The organism is Sphingosinicella sp., assembly GCF_052387495.1.
In the GTDB taxonomy this organism is placed as follows: Bacteria; Pseudomonadota; Alphaproteobacteria; order Sphingomonadales; family Sphingomonadaceae; genus Allosphingosinicella.
In genome coordinates, this window is sequence record NZ_JBQTJC010000165.1 from 1 (window position 1) to 15,154 (window position 15,154).

15 protein-coding genes are annotated in these 15,154 nt (G+C 69.7%); 5 read left to right on the forward strand and 10 right to left on the reverse strand.

Translation table 11 applies throughout. From position 1 onward, the window contains the following. Nucleotides 1-541 precede the first annotated feature (541 nt). The 4 genes from ACT4N8_RS09230 to ACT4N8_RS09245 all read left to right on the forward strand — a co-directional run bounded on the left by ACT4N8_RS09230 (nt 542) and on the right by ACT4N8_RS09245 (nt 4,159). The gene (locus ACT4N8_RS09230; RefSeq protein ID WP_444857838.1) at nt 542-1,666 is read left to right on the forward strand and encodes a sensor histidine kinase; all 1,125 of its coding nucleotides are present in this window, start codon (nt 542-544) and stop codon (nt 1,664-1,666) included. Next, complete coding sequence (locus tag ACT4N8_RS09235) at nt 1,663-2,406, forward strand: LytR/AlgR family response regulator transcription factor (protein ID WP_444857839.1); 744 nt, start codon at nt 1,663-1,665, stop codon at nt 2,404-2,406. Before ACT4N8_RS09230 ends, ACT4N8_RS09235 begins: the two co-directional genes overlap by 4 nt. A 371-nt stretch (nt 2,407-2,777) precedes the next feature. Continuing rightward, complete coding sequence (locus ACT4N8_RS09240; protein ID WP_444857840.1) at nt 2,778-3,062, forward strand: hypothetical protein; 285 nt, start codon at nt 2,778-2,780, stop codon at nt 3,060-3,062. Nucleotides 3,063-3,217: 155 nt separating this feature from the next. Beyond that, nucleotides 3,218-4,159 (forward strand): cell wall hydrolase, encoded by a 942-nt coding sequence (locus ACT4N8_RS09245; RefSeq protein WP_444857841.1) that lies wholly within the window; start codon nt 3,218-3,220, stop codon nt 4,157-4,159. Here the strand turns inward: ACT4N8_RS09245 and ACT4N8_RS09250 are convergent. The 8 genes from ACT4N8_RS09250 to ACT4N8_RS09285 form a co-directional block, all read right to left on the reverse strand. Further along, nucleotides 4,156-5,217 (reverse strand): NAD(P)/FAD-dependent oxidoreductase, encoded by a 1,062-nt coding sequence (locus tag ACT4N8_RS09250; RefSeq protein WP_444857842.1) that lies wholly within the window; start codon nt 5,215-5,217, stop codon nt 4,156-4,158. The two genes, ACT4N8_RS09245 and ACT4N8_RS09250, sit on opposite strands and share 4 nt — an antisense overlap. After that, a complete protein-coding gene (locus tag ACT4N8_RS09255) occupies nt 5,196-5,891 on the reverse strand; it encodes a methyltransferase domain-containing protein (protein WP_444857843.1) in 696 nt (231 codons plus the stop codon). Before ACT4N8_RS09255 ends, ACT4N8_RS09250 begins: the two co-directional genes overlap by 22 nt. Next, nucleotides 5,888-6,955: a type III polyketide synthase gene (locus ACT4N8_RS09260; protein ID WP_444857844.1), complete on the reverse strand. Its 1,068-nt coding sequence runs from the start codon at nt 6,953-6,955 to the stop codon at nt 5,888-5,890. Before ACT4N8_RS09260 ends, ACT4N8_RS09255 begins: the two co-directional genes overlap by 4 nt. 82 nt (nt 6,956-7,037) lie before the next feature. After that, complete coding sequence (locus ACT4N8_RS09265; protein WP_444857845.1) at nt 7,038-8,735, reverse strand: N-acyl-D-amino-acid deacylase family protein; 1,698 nt, start codon at nt 8,733-8,735, stop codon at nt 7,038-7,040. Between the two features lie 120 nt (nt 8,736-8,855). Next, entirely contained in the window at nt 8,856-10,568 is a 1,713-nt protein-coding gene (locus tag ACT4N8_RS09270; protein ID WP_444857846.1) for a M56 family metallopeptidase, read from the reverse strand. Continuing rightward, nucleotides 10,568-10,954, reverse strand: a complete 387-nt coding sequence (locus tag ACT4N8_RS09275) for a BlaI/MecI/CopY family transcriptional regulator (protein WP_444857847.1) — start codon at nt 10,952-10,954, stop codon at nt 10,568-10,570. Before ACT4N8_RS09275 ends, ACT4N8_RS09270 begins: the two co-directional genes overlap by 1 nt. Nucleotides 10,955-11,061: 107 nt before the next feature. Further along, nucleotides 11,062-11,487 carry a DUF1801 domain-containing protein gene (locus tag ACT4N8_RS09280; RefSeq protein ID WP_444857848.1) on the reverse strand — a complete coding sequence of 142 codons (426 nt, stop codon included), beginning with the start codon at nt 11,485-11,487 and terminating at the stop codon, nt 11,062-11,064. Between the two features lie 11 nt (nt 11,488-11,498). Next, entirely contained in the window at nt 11,499-11,933 is a 435-nt protein-coding gene (locus tag ACT4N8_RS09285) for a DUF6265 family protein (RefSeq protein ID WP_444857849.1), read from the reverse strand. An 83-nt stretch (nt 11,934-12,016) separates the two neighbouring features. On the opposite strand from ACT4N8_RS09285, the gene ACT4N8_RS09290 reads away from it, so the two are divergent. Continuing rightward, nucleotides 12,017-12,703 carry a helix-turn-helix domain-containing protein gene (locus ACT4N8_RS09290; RefSeq protein ID WP_444857850.1) on the forward strand — a complete coding sequence of 229 codons (687 nt, stop codon included), beginning with the start codon at nt 12,017-12,019 and terminating at the stop codon, nt 12,701-12,703. Here ACT4N8_RS09290 and ACT4N8_RS09295 read toward each other — a convergent pair. Then, entirely contained in the window at nt 12,696-13,454 is a 759-nt protein-coding gene (locus tag ACT4N8_RS09295; protein WP_444857851.1) for a class I SAM-dependent methyltransferase, read from the reverse strand. The genes ACT4N8_RS09290 and ACT4N8_RS09295 overlap by 8 nt on opposite strands. 100 nt (nt 13,455-13,554) lie before the next feature. After that, nucleotides 13,555-15,154: flavin monoamine oxidase family protein (locus ACT4N8_RS09300; RefSeq protein ID WP_444857852.1), on the reverse strand; the 1,600-nt coding region annotated here is incomplete at its 5' end.

The following is a 15,154-nucleotide window of genomic DNA, read 5'->3' on the forward strand; positions in this document are numbered from 1 at the left end:
AAATTCTTTCATCTCGGCCAGTGCCACCGCTCCGCTGGCGGGCCGAGTCCTCGTACTCATGTCCCACACTCCTTTTGCCCTGGGTGGGATCATGCACTGGGACGACTTACCAGGCCGTTAACCAGAAACCCGCTCCCCGTTCAGAATTGAATCAGAGTTCGATTCCGCGGGCAATCGCAAAACTACGCCTTTCGTCGCACGGACACGAACCTGTCGCCGAACGGCAACAGGGCCATGATGCGGATCGGCGGAAAGCCGCGACATTTGCGTTGCCGAAACGAGCCCGTGCCGCAGCCGCAACTGTGGATATCTCCGCTATCGGAGCGCGATGACGCGCGCCGCGGCGGCTGCTATGCCCCGTTTCGTGGGCGGGAATCGCGAACCCGGCGATGCTCGGAAAGAGCCGGAAGAGCTGCTCGGCGAAGCCGATGCGGTCGGCTATCGCCGGCCGTTGCCCGGCTTTTCGATGAACGCGCCGGAGCTTTCTGCGAACGACCCCGCGCGGCAAGGCTTTTCCCTGAATGCTGGGTTAACAGGCGGCATGGACAAGCTGCTTGCCGAGGGCGATGCGCGCCGGCTGCCGGACCTCGGCATCGCCCTGAAGTCGATCCTCGGCTTCTGGCTACTCTATATCGGCCTGATCACGCTTCGCGCGCTCGTCCTTCAATATCCCGATTTCTGGGCGATGCTGGGGCGGCGCTGCTTTGTCGTGCTGGCCGGCATGGCGCTCACCTTCCTCGTTTACCTGGCGATGCGCCTCGTCGCGAAGCGGGGCCTCGCCGCCAAAGCCGGGCTCGCCGCCCTGCTCTGCCTGCCCGTTTCGCTGCTGTTCACCGCGTTCAACTACTATGTCTTTTACGTCTACGCCCCGCTCGACGCCGTCAAAATGGAGCAGGAACGCAACGCGATGGGCTGGAGCCCGCTGGAGATGGCGGCGCGATCGATCCTCGAAACTTCCCTCTCCTGGTTCTTCCTGTTCGCGGCCTGGGCCGCCTTCTACGTCGCGATGAGCTATGCGCGGCAGCTGCGCGCCGCCGACCGCCGCGCCGGGGCGCTGGCGCGCGAGGCGCAGGAGGCGCAGCTCCGCGCGCTCCGCTACCAGATCAATCCGCATTTTTTGTTCAATACGCTCAATTCGCTCTCTTCGCTGATCATGTCGCAGAAGACCGAGGTCGCCGAGCGGATGCTGATGAACCTTTCCACCTTCTTTCGCGCCACCTTGTCGGCCGATCCGACCGCCGACGTGCCGCTGGAGGAGGAGATCAAGCTTCAGCGCCTCTATCTCGATATCGAGCAGATCCGCTTCCCCAAGCGCCTCTCCGTCGAGGTCGAGGTGCCGGACAATCTGCTCCTTGCGCGGGTCCCGATCCTGATCCTTCAGCCCATCGTCGAGAATGCGGTCAAATATGGCGTCGCCAAATCGAGGAAGCCGGTGACGGTGCGCATCCAGGCTTATGAGGAGGCCGGCCGGCTGCACATCAAGGTCAAGGACGACGGCGAGGCGGCCCCGCCGGGGAACGGCGAGGATGGCGGCACGGGCGTCGGCCTCGCCAATGTCTGCGATCGGTTGACCGCGCGCTACGGCGCCAAGGCGGGGTGCCTTTACGGCGCCGATCCCGACGGCGGCTACACCGTCCACCTCTTCATGCCCGTGGTGCGCGAATGAGCGACGTCCGGGACCTTCGCATCCTCGTCGTCGACGACGAGCCGCTCGCGGTTGAGCGGCTCCAGCTGCTGCTCGCCCGGCTGCCGGGGGTGACCGTGGCCGGCACCGCCAATGACGGCGAGGCGGCGCTCCGCATCGCCCAGGCGGTCGCGCCCGATCTCGTCCTGCTCGACATCGCCATGCCCGGGATGGACGGAATCGACGTCGCCCGCGCCCTTTCCGAAAGCGCGGTCGATCCGGCGATCGTGTTCGTCACCGCCTTCGACAATTTCGCGGTGGCCGCATTCGACGTCGCGGCGATCGACTATCTGATGAAGCCGGTCCAGCCCGACCGGCTGGAGCGGGCGCTCGATCGGGTCCGCGCCCATCTCGCCGGCGGCGGCCGCGAAGCGCGCCCGGCGGCGGCCTATGTCGAGGAATTTTGGGTGCCCGACCATAGCGGGCTGGTCCGCATCGCGGCACGCGACATCGAGCGGATCACCGCCGAGCGCGACTATATGCGGCTCCACGTGGGCCAGCGCTCGTGGCTGATCCACCGCACCATCGCCAAGCTCGAGGAAGAGCTCGATCCGGCGATGTTCATCCGCGTCCACCGCTCCGTCATGCTCCGCCGCGACACGATCACCGGCCTCTACCGCGACGAGGCGGCGCACTGGACGGCGCGGCTGAAAGACGGCGGCGAGCAGCGGATTGGACGCTCCTATGTCGACGCGGTGAAACGCTTCGCCGGCCGCGGCTAAGCTTAATAAAAGAGTAACTCTCCGTAATCACTCGAATGAACGTTCTCGTCCTTTGGAAATTGCGGTAATAGTCCGGCATCTCCGGCGGAAGGGGAGATGTGATGCATGTTCTTTGCCTGTTCGGCTTTCATCGCCGTTCGCGTGGTCGCGCGCATATAGATGAACGGGGCGTCGTCAGTGTTTGCCGCCGGTGCGGCGTCGCGATGCGGCGCGGGCGCGACGGGATCTGGCGGGTCGGCAAGGACGAACCCGCCACCTGACCGCCCGTCGCACCGAAGCTAAGGGAGGCGGCGATGGGGCACCGCCGCCTCCCCGCATGAGCCTCAGCGCCTGGTGGGCTCAGTTGGCCCCGTGGCTCATACGCGGCCCCGATGGGCTTCATCGAAAGCTGCACCACGTTTTTGATGGATGCCCGCGCCGTTCGACGAAGCGCGGGCGCGGCTCGACGAGCCGGGTGCAACGGCGGCCCCGCCGGTTCGTTGGAGGAGGAAAGGAGACGATTCATGCGCGAGCACAGCGGCGCCGAAGGCAAGAACAACAACCGCAATCCGACGCTCAAAGATGCCGAAGCCGCCAAGGGCCACAGCGGCGAGGCCGAGCTGGAAGGCGCGGGTGAAAGAACCCCCAGCCGGAAAGCCACCGCAAAGCCGGGCTAGACTCGCCGGCCGGCCGCCGGTCCGCGTCAATACTTCCTGCACCTCTGTGCCTTATTGGGACGCCCCGAAATCCGGGGGCGCGGGGCGCGGGCGAATGACCTATCTGCTCCGCCTGGGAAGCCTCATCCCGGGTGAAAGCAGGCATGGCGTTGGGCGTGATCATCAAGCCGAAAAAGCCTCGCGGCTATCTTCGCGGCCCGCAGCCCTGGGCGCTGCTCGGGCTCGCCATGTCGAGCGCGTCCTGCGTCCCCCTCGCCGCCGAAGGGCCTCGGCACGTCGAGATCGCGCTGCCCGCCGTCGCCGACGCGCGGACGCCGACCCTGAGCCTGTTCGGCGCGCAGCCCGCTTCGCTCGATGCTGCCTCGCCTCTCGCCCAACTGGTGCCCGCCGCGGGGTCCTTCGTCTTCGACGGCCGCACCCCGCTCGACCGGATGCGCTCTTTGGATTGCCTCGCCCAAGCGATCTATTACGAGGCCCGCTCCGAGAGCGAGGACGGTCAGCGCGCCGTCGCCCAGGTCGTGCTCAACCGCGTCCGCCACCCGGCCTGGCCGAATAGCGTCTGCGGCGTCGTCTACCAAGGGCCGATGCGCGCCGGCGGCGGCTGCCAGTTCACCTTCACCTGCGACGGTTCGCTGAGCGCCCTGCCCCAGGGCCTCGGCTGGTCGCGCGCACGCCAGCTCGCTGCGGAAGCGCTCGCCGGGCGGCCCTTTGCGCCTGTCGGCCTCTCCACCCATTATCACACCAGCGCGGTGTTCCCCTCCTGGGCGCCGCGCCTCGCCTCGACCGGTCGGATCGGCGCGCATAATTTCTACCGCCTGCCCGGGGCCGGCGCCGGCGCCTTCACCGCCGCCTATTCGGGGAGCGAGCCGATGCCGCGGCCGAACCCGATCCTGTTCCCGCGCCCCTTGCGGGCGAGCGTCGAGGCGTTCGTGCCGCAGACGCCCGCCGAGATCCGCGCCGCCGTGACCATTCCCTCGGATATCCCACAGGATGCGCGCTGGACCGCGGCCAATCTGCCCGAATCGACCATCCGCGAGGAATATCGCCAGTCCGGCCGGTGGCGCGAGGACGCGCCCGCCGCGATCACCGGCCGCTAGGAAATCCGGGTCAGCCGCGCCGCGAGGCGGGCGAGGCCGCTCATTTTCGCCAGCCCCATCATCAGCCGCCTCTCGCCTCTATGCTCGGCCATGTGCCGCAGCGCCTCGGCAACGCGGACCGGCCGGGCGGCACGGCGGGCGAAATCGCGCTGATAGAGGCGCGCGCCGGTCCCGTCGCCGTGGAGGCAGGCCTGTGCCGCCGCCGCGCCGCTCGCAAGGGCCACCGCGATCCCATCGCCGGCGAGGCTGGCGATCACCGCCGCCTGGTCGCCGACCCGGTAGACGCCCGCCTCGGTCGCCTTCGCCCGCCAGCCATAGGGGACGCCGGCGATTGCTTCCCATTCGTTCGGGGGCACGCCGCCGAGCCGCTCGGCGAGCAAAGGCGCCTCGCGCATCAGCGCGGCGAGACAGGCCTCGCGCCCATCCGCCATTCGCGCCTGCGCGACGGAGAGGCAGAGATTGGCCGCGCCGTCCTCCTGCACCAGCAGCCCGGCATAGCCGCCGTCGTAGAGGTGCAGCTCGATCGTCCCGGCGAGGTCCGGCGGCGCGGGAATCGCCGCGCGCAGGCCCACCGACAGCGCCCGGCCCTCGATCGGCCGCGCCGCGCCGCGCAATTCGTGCTTGCCCGTCGCGATAAACAAGGCGTCGGCATCGAGCGTCTCGCCGTCCTCGAGCCGAACGCTCCTCTCCTCCACCGCCCGCGCCGTCCGGCCGCGCAGCACGGCCGCCCCCGCCTCCTCGGCCAAGCGTAACAGGGTCGCGTCGAGCCGCCGCCGCGACAGGCCGGCGGCGGTCTCCGGCAGGGCCGTCTCGACCACTCGGGTGCCGGCGACCAGGCGCAGCCGGTGGATCGGGCGGGCGCCGAGCGCCAGCGGATCGAGCCCGAGCCGCCGCAATTGCGCGAGCGCGTCCCAGCCGAGAAAGCCGCCGCAGACGACGTCCCGCTCCCCGGGCGCGCGGTCGATCACGACGGGCATCGCCCCGGCGCGGGCGAGCGTGAGCGCCGCCGAGGCCCCCGCCGGCCCGCCGCCGACGATCAGCGCAGCCGCTCTACGCACAGCCGGAAGGGGAAGCGCCGGACGATCCGCACGGCGCTGGCATCGATCCCGGATTCGGCGATCAGCTTCGTCCACTCGTCGGGGCGAAAACCACGAGCGATGGAGAGCTGGCCGTCCTCGCGCACCATCCGGTGCCAGCCCATGATCCGGCAAAGCAATGGGAAGCCACGATAGGCGAAGGCGTGGCGGTGAATGTCGTTGACCAGCCAGCCGCGCCCGGCTCGTTCCCCCATGAAGCGCAGGAAGGCATGGATCTCGGCGTCGCTCATATGGTGGGTGACGGCGCTGGAGATGACGAAATCCACCTCGCCCGCGACCTCGCGATAGTCCCCGGTGCGATATTCGATCGGCCAGGCCACCGGCGTCGCCGCGCGAGCGATTGCCGCGCTCTTCGGATTGAGATCGACCCCGATCAGGTCGACCGCGATCCCCCGCCGCCGCGCCCAGCGCGCGATCCGGCGCAGCATGTCGCCATGGCCGAAGCCGACGTCGAGCAGGCGGAAGGCGGGCATGCCCTTGGCGCCGCGGCGCAGGAAATCGAGCGTCGGCCGCGCCGCGAAGGTCCAGGCATTGACGCTCGCGAGATCGGTCAGCACTGCCGCATAGGTCTCCGGGTCGAGCCCAGGATCGTCCATCTGCTCCTCTTGGTGGGAGCGGACGGCGAGCGAATTCATGCAGCGCGCTCGAAGTGGAAACCTTCCGCCGCCAGCCCCGGCCCGAAGGCGATCGCGACGCCCTTCCTCACGTCCGGCTGCTCCAGCAGCAGCGCGAGCACGAACATCAGCGTCGCTGAGGACATGTTGCCGCAGCGGGCGAGGATTTCGCGCGAAGCGAAGAGCGCGCCCTGCGGCAGCTCCAGCCCCCGCTCCACCGCGTCGAGGATCGAGCGCCCGCCGGCATGGACCGCCCAGCTGTCCACTTCGTCTGGCGACCAGCCGTTGAACAGGGTGCGCCGCACGCCTTCGTCCTCCAGCGCATGCTGGATGCGGCCCGGCACCTCGCCCGACAGGGTCATCTCGAAGCCGGTGTCGACGATCTTCCACTGGATCAGCTCGGCCGAATCCTCGAGGTTGCGCGAGAAGAGATGGCTCATCTCGAACCCGCCCGGCTCGGCGGTGACCAGAGCGGCGGCGGCGCCGTCGCTGAACTGGAGCATGGCGAGCAATTGCTCGATTTCCTGCGTCTGCTGAAGATGGAGCGTGCAGAGCTCCACCGTGACGGCAAGCACCCGCGCCTCCGGCTCGGAGCGGACGATATGATGCGCGGTGCGCAGCGCCGAGACCGCGGCATAGCAGCCCATGAAGCCGACCAGGGTGCGCTCGACATTGTCGAGGCCCAATGCGCGGGCGATGATCTGGTCGATGCCCGGCGCGACGAAGCCGGTGCAGCTCGCCACGACGAGATGGGTGACGCGATCGATCGCCACTTGCTCCTTGAGCTTCGCGATCGCCGCCAGCGCCAGCTTGGGAGCCTCCTCGGCGTAGCAGCGCATCCGGGTCGAAGTCGCCGGCGCGGGACCGTGATAGAAACCGCCGGGCCGGTCATGTGGAAGCCCGTCCGGCGGCGCCAGCACCGACCAGCGATGCTCGATCCCCGATCGTTCCGCCATGCGCATGAAGAGCTTGCGCATCCGCGGGTCCTCGACCTGGCTTTCAGCCCAGTCGATGAAGAGCCGGTGGACGTCATGATCGGGCGTGACGCCGGCGATCGCGTTGATGAAGGCGCGTCTCTCGTTCACCCGAATTCCTTCTCGGTCGACGCCCCCGTCCTTGCACAACGGCTTCGCCTGATTCCGGGTCCGTGGCAATATGCGACGGACCTCAGGAGCCTTCCGGCGGACAGCGGTTCCACCCCGGCCCCCGCACCACCCGCCCGGGCGTCGCGCCGGTATGCGCGCCGTCGCGCAATACCTGGGTTCCGTTTACGAAGACGTGGCGCATGCCGACCGCATATTGGTGCGGGCTTTCGAAGGTCGCGCGGTCAGCGATCGTCGCTGGATCGAAGATGGCGAGATCGGCGAACATGCCGGCGCGCAGCGACCCGCGCTCGGCGATGCCGAGATTGCGCGCCGGAAGCGAGGTTAGCCGCCGCACCGCCTCCTCGAGCGGGATGATCCGCTCGTCGCGGACGTAGCGGCCGAGCAGTCGCGCGACATTGCCGTAGGCGCGCGGATGCGGGTGAGAATTGGTGAAGGGCGGCTCGGTGGCGAGGCTGCCCGCGTCCGAGCCGAAGCTCACCCAGGGCAGCCGGATCTGGCGGCGGATATTGTCCTCGCTCATCAGGAAGTAGATCGTGCCGACCCGGCTGCCGTCCTCGACGACGAGGTCCATCGCCGTCTCCTCCGGGCTGGTGCCGCGCTCGCGGGCGACCTCGGCAAGGGTGCGGCCGACATAGCGGCGCAGCGCCGGGTTGCGGAAATCGGTGAACATCATGCCCTCGGGCCCGGCCCGGAGCATGAGATTCTCCCAGTCCGGCGCGGGATCGCGCATCTCCGCGGCGACGCGGGCACGGATCGCGGGATCGCGCAGCCGTTCGATCCAGGCCTCCCTGCCGCCCGCCTGCACCCAGAGCGGCATCGCCGCAGTGAGGCCCGTGGCTCCGGCGGGATAGAGATACATGTCGGCCGTGATGCGCAGACCCTCGGCGCGTGCCGCCTCGATGCGTCGGATCACCTCGTCGAGCCGCCCCCAATTGGCGCGGCCCGAGAGCTTGAGATGATAGAGCTCGGCGGGCGCGCCCGAGCGGCGGGAAATCTCGATCAGCTCGTCGAGCGACTGGAGAATGCGGTCGCCCTCGGAGCGCATGTGGCTGATATACATGCCGCCGCAGCGCCCCGCCTCGGTGGTCAGCGCGACCAGCTCGTCGGTCTCGGCGAAATTGCCGGGCGCATAGATCAGAGAGGTTCCCACGCCCATCGCGCCCTCGTTCATCGCCTGACGGACCAGCGCGCGCATGCGGGCGAGCTGCGCGGGGTTCGGATCGACGTCGTCCTCGCCGAGCTCGTGGATGCGCACCGTCGTCGCGCCGACGAAGCTCGCCACGTTGGGCGCGATCCCGCGCGCCTCCAGATGCTCGAGATATTGGCCGAGCGTCGTCCAGGGGATCGGGTAGCGGATGTCGCTCTGCCGCGAGAGCGCGGTGCGGCGCATCTCGTCGTTCAGCGGCCCCATCGACCAGCCCTCGCCCATCACCTCCAGCGTCACGCCCTGGCGGATGTCGCTCTGGCTGCGGCCGTCCTGGATCAGGCTCTCGGTCGCCCAGCTCAGCATGTTGATGAAGCCGGGCGCGACGGCGAGCCCGCGCGCGTCGACCTCCCCGCGCCCCCGCCCGGGCACGCGCGGCGCGACCAGCACGATCCGGTCGCCCGAAATCGCGACGTCGCCGATCTGGGGCGGCGCGCCGCTGCCGTCGTAAATCGTGCCGCCGCGGATGACGACGTCGTAGCGCGCCGCCTCCTGCGCTGTCGCCACCGAGCCCGTGAGAAGCAGGGTCGCCAGGAACAGGATGATCCGCCGCATCGCTACCTCCGTGTTTCAGGACGTCAGCATGCGGGGCGGGACGCTTGGGTCAAGGCGTGACGCAAAAGAAAATGGCGGACGCCGCGGCGCCCGCCATTCCTCCCTAGCTCCCTTCCGGGATCAGTGGCGGCCGTCGCGCATCCGCTGGGCGGCCTCGCGCATCTCGCGGGCGCCCTCTCGCATGCCTTCCGCGCCCTCGCGCATCTCGCGCGAGGCCTCGATCAGCTGCTCGTGGGTGACAGTGCGGCCGCGCGCGCGCTGGCGGGCGATCTCGCGCTCGCGATAGTCGCGGTCGCGCAGCCGGTCGGCCTCGCGCTCCATGTCGCGGGCACCGCGCTCCATCCCGGCAGCGCCTTCCAGCATGCCGTCGGCGCCGTGGCGCATCGCGACGCGGACTTCGCGCTGGGCGTGGACGCGGGCGCGCTCGGCCTCGCGCATCGCGTTGCGGATCTCGACCCGGTGCACGGCGCGGGCCTGGGCGACGGCGCGGCGAGTCTCGCGCATCGCGACGGCGAGCTCCTCCCGGTTGAGCCGGAAGTCGCGGCGCATGTCCTCCTGCGCCTCGCGCAATGCTTCGCGGACCTCTTCGGAATCCACCGCGGCGGTGGCGCTCGCGACGATCGCCGGGATGCGCGGCAGGACCGAGGCCAGCGCCTGGTTCACGATCGGAGTCACGTCCGGAACCGGCGGGATCTCGATCACGATCCGCCCCCCGTCGCGATGGACGTAAGGCGCGTCCGGCGCGCGCGGCGCTTCCGCCGGCAGCGGCGCGTCCGGGGCGCCGGGCGGGAGCGGGGCGTCAGGCGCCTCCGGAGCGTCCGGGGCGATGGGCGCTTCCGGCGCGTCCTGCGTCGCGGCGACCAGCTTCATCGCCGCGACCGGGGTGGCGATGCCGATGCACAGCACCATCGCGATCGCGGTCCAGGCCGCGCCGGCGGGCCGCTCGCGGCTGCGCCGGTCGAGCACGGCGCGGACCCGGCGGCCGAGCGCGCTGGTCGAGGGCGCGATGCTGTTCGCGGGGATGGCGCCGTTGACCTGCGCCCAGCTCAGCAGCGTCTCGGCATAACGCGCCGGCTCCATCCGCTGCGCGGCCTCGAGATCGGCGGCCTCCTCGGCCTGCTGGATCACCTCGCGCTCGAGCAGCCAGACCAGGGGATTGAACCAGAACAAGGTGGCGACGATCCGCGCCAGCATCAGCACCGGCCAGTCGCGCCGCGCGATATGGGCGACCTCATGGGCGAGGATCGCATCGGCATCCTCGGGCTGGCCGAGCGTATCCGTGTCGAGCAGGATCACCGGCCGGCGCCAGCCCCAGCTCAGGGGCGAGGTGACTCCTTCCGACGCGAGCAGCCGGATCGATTCGGCATTGCCGGCCGCCCACCGAACGCGATCGAACGCGGCCAGCCATTCGGGGCAATCCACCTCGCGCGCCGAGCGCGTCCAGCGATCGAGCAGCCAGAGGCCGGCGAGCAGCCGCGAGCCGATCATCGCGAGGCCGCCCAGATAGGCGAGGAGGACGAGCGGCGTCGGATCGTCCCAGATGGTCGGCTCGGGCGCCGGCACCGGCGGCGCGCCGAAATCGGCCATCGCCAGCTCGGGCACAGGCACATAGGGCATGGCCGGCATCGCCTCGGGCGCGGCGAAAGCGACGATCTCCAGCGCCGGCAGGCCGAGCGCGATCAGCGGCAGCAGCAGCAGCATCGCCACGCCGATGCGCAGCACCAGCGCCCGGTCCGCCGCGGCGCGCGAGCGCAGCACGAAGGCGAGCATCAGGGCGGCGCCGGCGATCAGCGCCGATTTCCAGGCCATCTCGGCAAAGAAATTGAGGTCCATCACTCCCGCTCCTCAGGATTCGAGGTCTTGGCTTCGTCGATCGCGCGGCGCAAAGCTGCGGCTTCGTCCGCCGACAGGCTCTTGGTCAGGCCGAGCAGGGCCGTGGCCGCGCTCGCCGCAGAGCCGTCGAAAAAGGTCCTCACCATCGATTTCAGCGCCGATTCGCGCACCTTCGAGGCCTGCGGCACGCTCTTGTAGACATAAGCGAGATCCTCGACCCGGTGGCGGATCAGGCCGCGCCCTTCGAGCCGCGCGAGCAAAGTGCGCACCGCCGAATAGCTCGGCGGATCGGCCATCGCGCCGCGCACGTCGGCGGCGGTCGCCTCCCCGGCGCTGCAGAGGATTTCGAAGATTTCGCGCTCGCGGCGCGGAAGCGAATCGATCATGGTCATCGCCGTATCATGCCACAAATGTAGCAGGGTGCAAGCCGTTTCGTCGCGGAAGACTTTCGTTTCGCCTCCGCAAGCTGAAGCGGCGATGAACCGGCGCGGGCTCAAGCGCCTTCGGGATATCTTTCCCGCATGTAGTCGAGGGCGTGCACGGTCAGCTCCTCGAGCACGCCTTGATCGACGTCGCCGAGACGCTTGATATAGAGGCAGGACTTGCCGGTCCTGTGCTTGCCGATCCTGGCGAGCAACGCGTCCTGCCCCTCGGATTGAGTGAGGACATAGAGCACGAGTTCGGCCTTGCGCGGCGAATAGCCGAGCCGGCACATCTCGCCTTCGTGGCCGCTGTCATATTTGTAGTGATAGCTCCCGAAGCCGACGATGCTCGCGCCCCACATCGTCGCGGGCTCGCCGGTGATCCGCTCGAACATCTCGCGCAATGCCTTGCCGTCGGCGCGGCGCTGCGGATCGGGGACGGCGTCGAGAAACTCGTCCACCGCCACGCCCGTCGGCCGCGTCTTGATCTCGGCCATTCGTTCTCCCCTCACCTGCGCCGGAAGGTCCAGCTCATCGCATTCGAGCCGTCGATCGCCGAGATCGTCGCCGTCATCGCGTCGCCCTCGCGGACATAGCGAATGCGCTGCGGGAAATCATGGGCGGGATTTTCGAAAGTCGCGCTGGCGCCGTTCCGCGCAACGAGGCGGAAGGCGACCGGCGGGCGGCCGCCCGGCTGGGCGTAATAGACCGGAACGCCGTCCTCGCCGGCCTGCAGGCGCAGGAACTCGAACTCGCGCACCGCCTCGCCGCGCCCCGAGCGGCTGTGGCCGAGCATGATTCCGCCGCGCGGGCCCGACCAGCTCTCCTCGGTCCAGCGGCCATTCTCCTCCACCGCCCAATTGCCGCTCATCCAGGCCAGCTCGTCCACCGGCGCCTGCGCCGTCAGCAGCAGCCCGGCCATCGCCCCCAGGATTCTCTTCATCGCCGTCTCCTTCCGCGCATCTCTTGCCCGGCTTCGCGCCGCCCGTCTTGAACCGAAGCGACATTTGCGGCCAGATAAGACCGATGGACTATCGCGAGCACGCCCCGCCCGCCGCGCTCCAGGGCCTGGTCAAGGTCCGCTGGACGCTCGCGGGCGATGGCACGCCGGACCAATGGCTCCAGCAGCAGGCGGTGCCGGACGGCTGCGTCGAGATCATCCGCCGCCTTCACGGCCGCTCGCGCTGGGATGGCGATCAGCCGGCCTCGTTCGCGGTCGGCCTGGTCGAGCGGCCCCAATTGTTCGAGATCAGCGGCGATTCCCGCTTCGAAGGCCTGCGCCTCTGGCCCTGGGCCTGGTCGCCAATCTTTCATTTGCCGCTTGCCGCGCTGCGGGGTCGCTGGTTGCCGTTCGACGCGCGGGGCTTCGGCGAGATCGAGGCGCGGCTCGCCGAAACGGGAAGGCTCAACGCGATCGGCCGCGCGATCGTCGCGGCGGAGAGCGTCGCGGAGATGAGCGCCGCGACCGGCATGAGCCCGCGCACCCTCCAGCGCTGGTTCGCGACCCATGTCGGCCTGCCGCCGCGCCGCTATCTCAGGCTGCTCCGCTTCCAGAACGCCTTCGCCGAGCTGCCCGGCCAGGCCTCGCTCGCCGGCCACGCCGCCGAGCAGGGCTTCGCCGACCAGGCGCACATGGCGCGCGAGTTCCGCGCCCTGGCCGGCGTTCCCGCGCAAGCGGCCCGCCGCGCCGCGCGCGGGCCCTTCCTTACCTAGCGGGCCGCCGGAAGCGGTAGACGAAGCGGTCGGTGCGACCGCGGATCGACGGGTTGAAGACGTTGACCGAACGGTCGTCCTGCGGGTTGCGCAGCAGGTCGCTCTCGCCGTCGAAGACGAAGCCCGCCCGCTCGAAATCGGCGCGGACCGTCTCGGGCAGGATCCGGTGCGTCGCCTCGACCTCGGCCCGCGTCTCGCGCCCGGGCGCCGCGACATGGTCGATCACCGCGACGATCCCGCCCGGCCTGGTCGCGCGGAACAGCGCCTGCGTCACCGTGTTCGGATCGATCCGCGGCAGGCTGAACTGCGTGCTCTCCCAATAAGCGTCGTGATAGACGAGGTGGAGCAGGACGAAATCGTAGGTGTCGTCCGGGAAGGACAAGGCGGTGTTCGGCGACGAGAAGAAGGCGGTGTTGGGCTGCCGCTGCCGGATCGCCGCGAGCGCGTCGCGGATCTGCGGCCGGCCGGCGAAGAAGGGCGTGTTCCAGCCCGTCACCGATCCGGTCGGCCCGACCGCGCGGGCCATGATCTCTGTGTAATAACCAGTGCCCGCGAAGTAATCGAGGACGCGGTCGCCGCGCCCGAGCCCGAGCCAGCGCAACACTTCTGCCGGCCTGCGCACCTCGTCGAGCGCGACCGCCGTATCGGGCCGCCCCGGCGCGCTGACCGCCGTGGCGAAATCCGGCGCCTGGGCCTGAAGGACAACCGGAGAAGCCGCGAGGATCGCGGCGAGCAAGGCGCGCTTCAGCATGGCGAATCTCCCTGTTTTTTTTGAGCCGGACGCGAAACTATCAGCCGCGCCCGGCGCGCCCAAGCCGATTCGACGAGGCGGCTTGGGCCTTCGACCGGCGTCAGGCCGCCCGCCGCTCCGCCGCCATGCCGGTCAGCACCCGCATCGCCGCGTACGCGGACAGCGCCGCGCCCTCCTGCCAGAACGGGACGTAGGAGAGATGCTCGCCGGCGAAGACGATCGGGCCTTCGGGGCGCAGCAGCTCTTCATAAGCGGCGGTACGCGGCCCTCCCGGCGGGCCGCCGCCGAAGGCGGGGCCGACCGGCCCGACGCCTTCAGACCAGGGGGTGAGCGACCAGGAGACCGTCACCGGCCGGCCGAGCAGCCGGGCCTTGTCGGGGTGCAGGACCTCGACCGACTCCCGGCAGACGCGGAAGCGTTCCTCGTGGCTCATCGCCGCGAATTCCGCCGGATGGTTCGGCCCGGTCCAGCCCGATGCATAAGCGGTGACGAGCACGCCCTTGTCCGCATGCCAGCCGCCTGACGGATAGAAGAGGTTCTCGTTCGGCCGGTCGGTCCAGGCGAGGCCGCCGTAAATCCCTTCCTCCTCCCAAAAGCGTGTGCTTTCGAACCCCACTTTGGTGCTGGCAAGATAGGGATTGTCCCGGATCGCCGCCTGCTTGGCGGACGAGAAGTCGGCCGGGATGCGGCCCAGCAGATTCACCGGCAGCGTGCAGATGCAATAATCGGCGTCGAGCGCCTGATTGCCGGGACCGTGCAAGATGCGCACGCCGCCGCCGCGGCGGCGGATCGCGGTGATCGGGCTGTTCAGCCGCACCGCCGGCCGCACCCGCTCGTAAATCGCGTGAGCGATCCGGTCCATGCCGCCCACCGGCTGGAACATCGGCGCCTGCTGGTCGAAAATATCCTCGAACACGATCGGGAAGCCGGCGGCGGGGCCAATCGCCATCAGGTCGGCGGGACTGAGCGCCCGCGCGACCGGCCGCCCCGTCTCGCGATAGCCTCCCGGCAGCGGATCCATGCCCGAGCGGCCGTCCGGGACATAGGCACCGTCCTGGCCGAGACTGCCGTAGAAAGCGAGGAACTGGCGCATCGCCTCCTTCTCGCCGGGGGCCATCTCGCCATCGAGCGCGCCGCGGTCGATCGCCTTGGCGAGCAATTCGGCGAAGCGCCCGCGCGTGTCGTAGGCGAGCTGGCGGTTGGTGAAGACGTGGCCGCCGAATTCCGAGCGCGCCGCGCGGTTCGAATTGACCATCACCTCCATTGGCACGCCGAACTGGCGGGCATAGCCGAGGATAGCATGATGATGATGCGGGATGCGCGCCGCGCCGGCGTTGAGATAGAGGCCGTCCGAAAATTCGCAGACCTGGTCGGGGCGCCCGATCTGCTGGACGCGGTCGCCGCCGCGCACCGTCCAGACCCGGCCGCCGATTCGATTGCGCGCCTCGAGCACGGTGACGTTCCAGCCGGCGCGGCGCAGCTCGTAAGCGGCGACCAGCCCGGCGATGCCGGCGCCGAGGATCGCGACGTTGCGGCGCGCGCCGCTGGCGGGCGGCAGAGCGAAGGGCTCGGCCGAGGCGGGGCTGGCGAGCAGGCCCATCGCCTCCATGCCGAGATAGACCGCGCTGTAGCCGCCGGCCGCCCCCAGCCGCTCCAGGAACGCGCGCCGCGTCAGTCCCATAATCCCCTCCCCGTTCGAG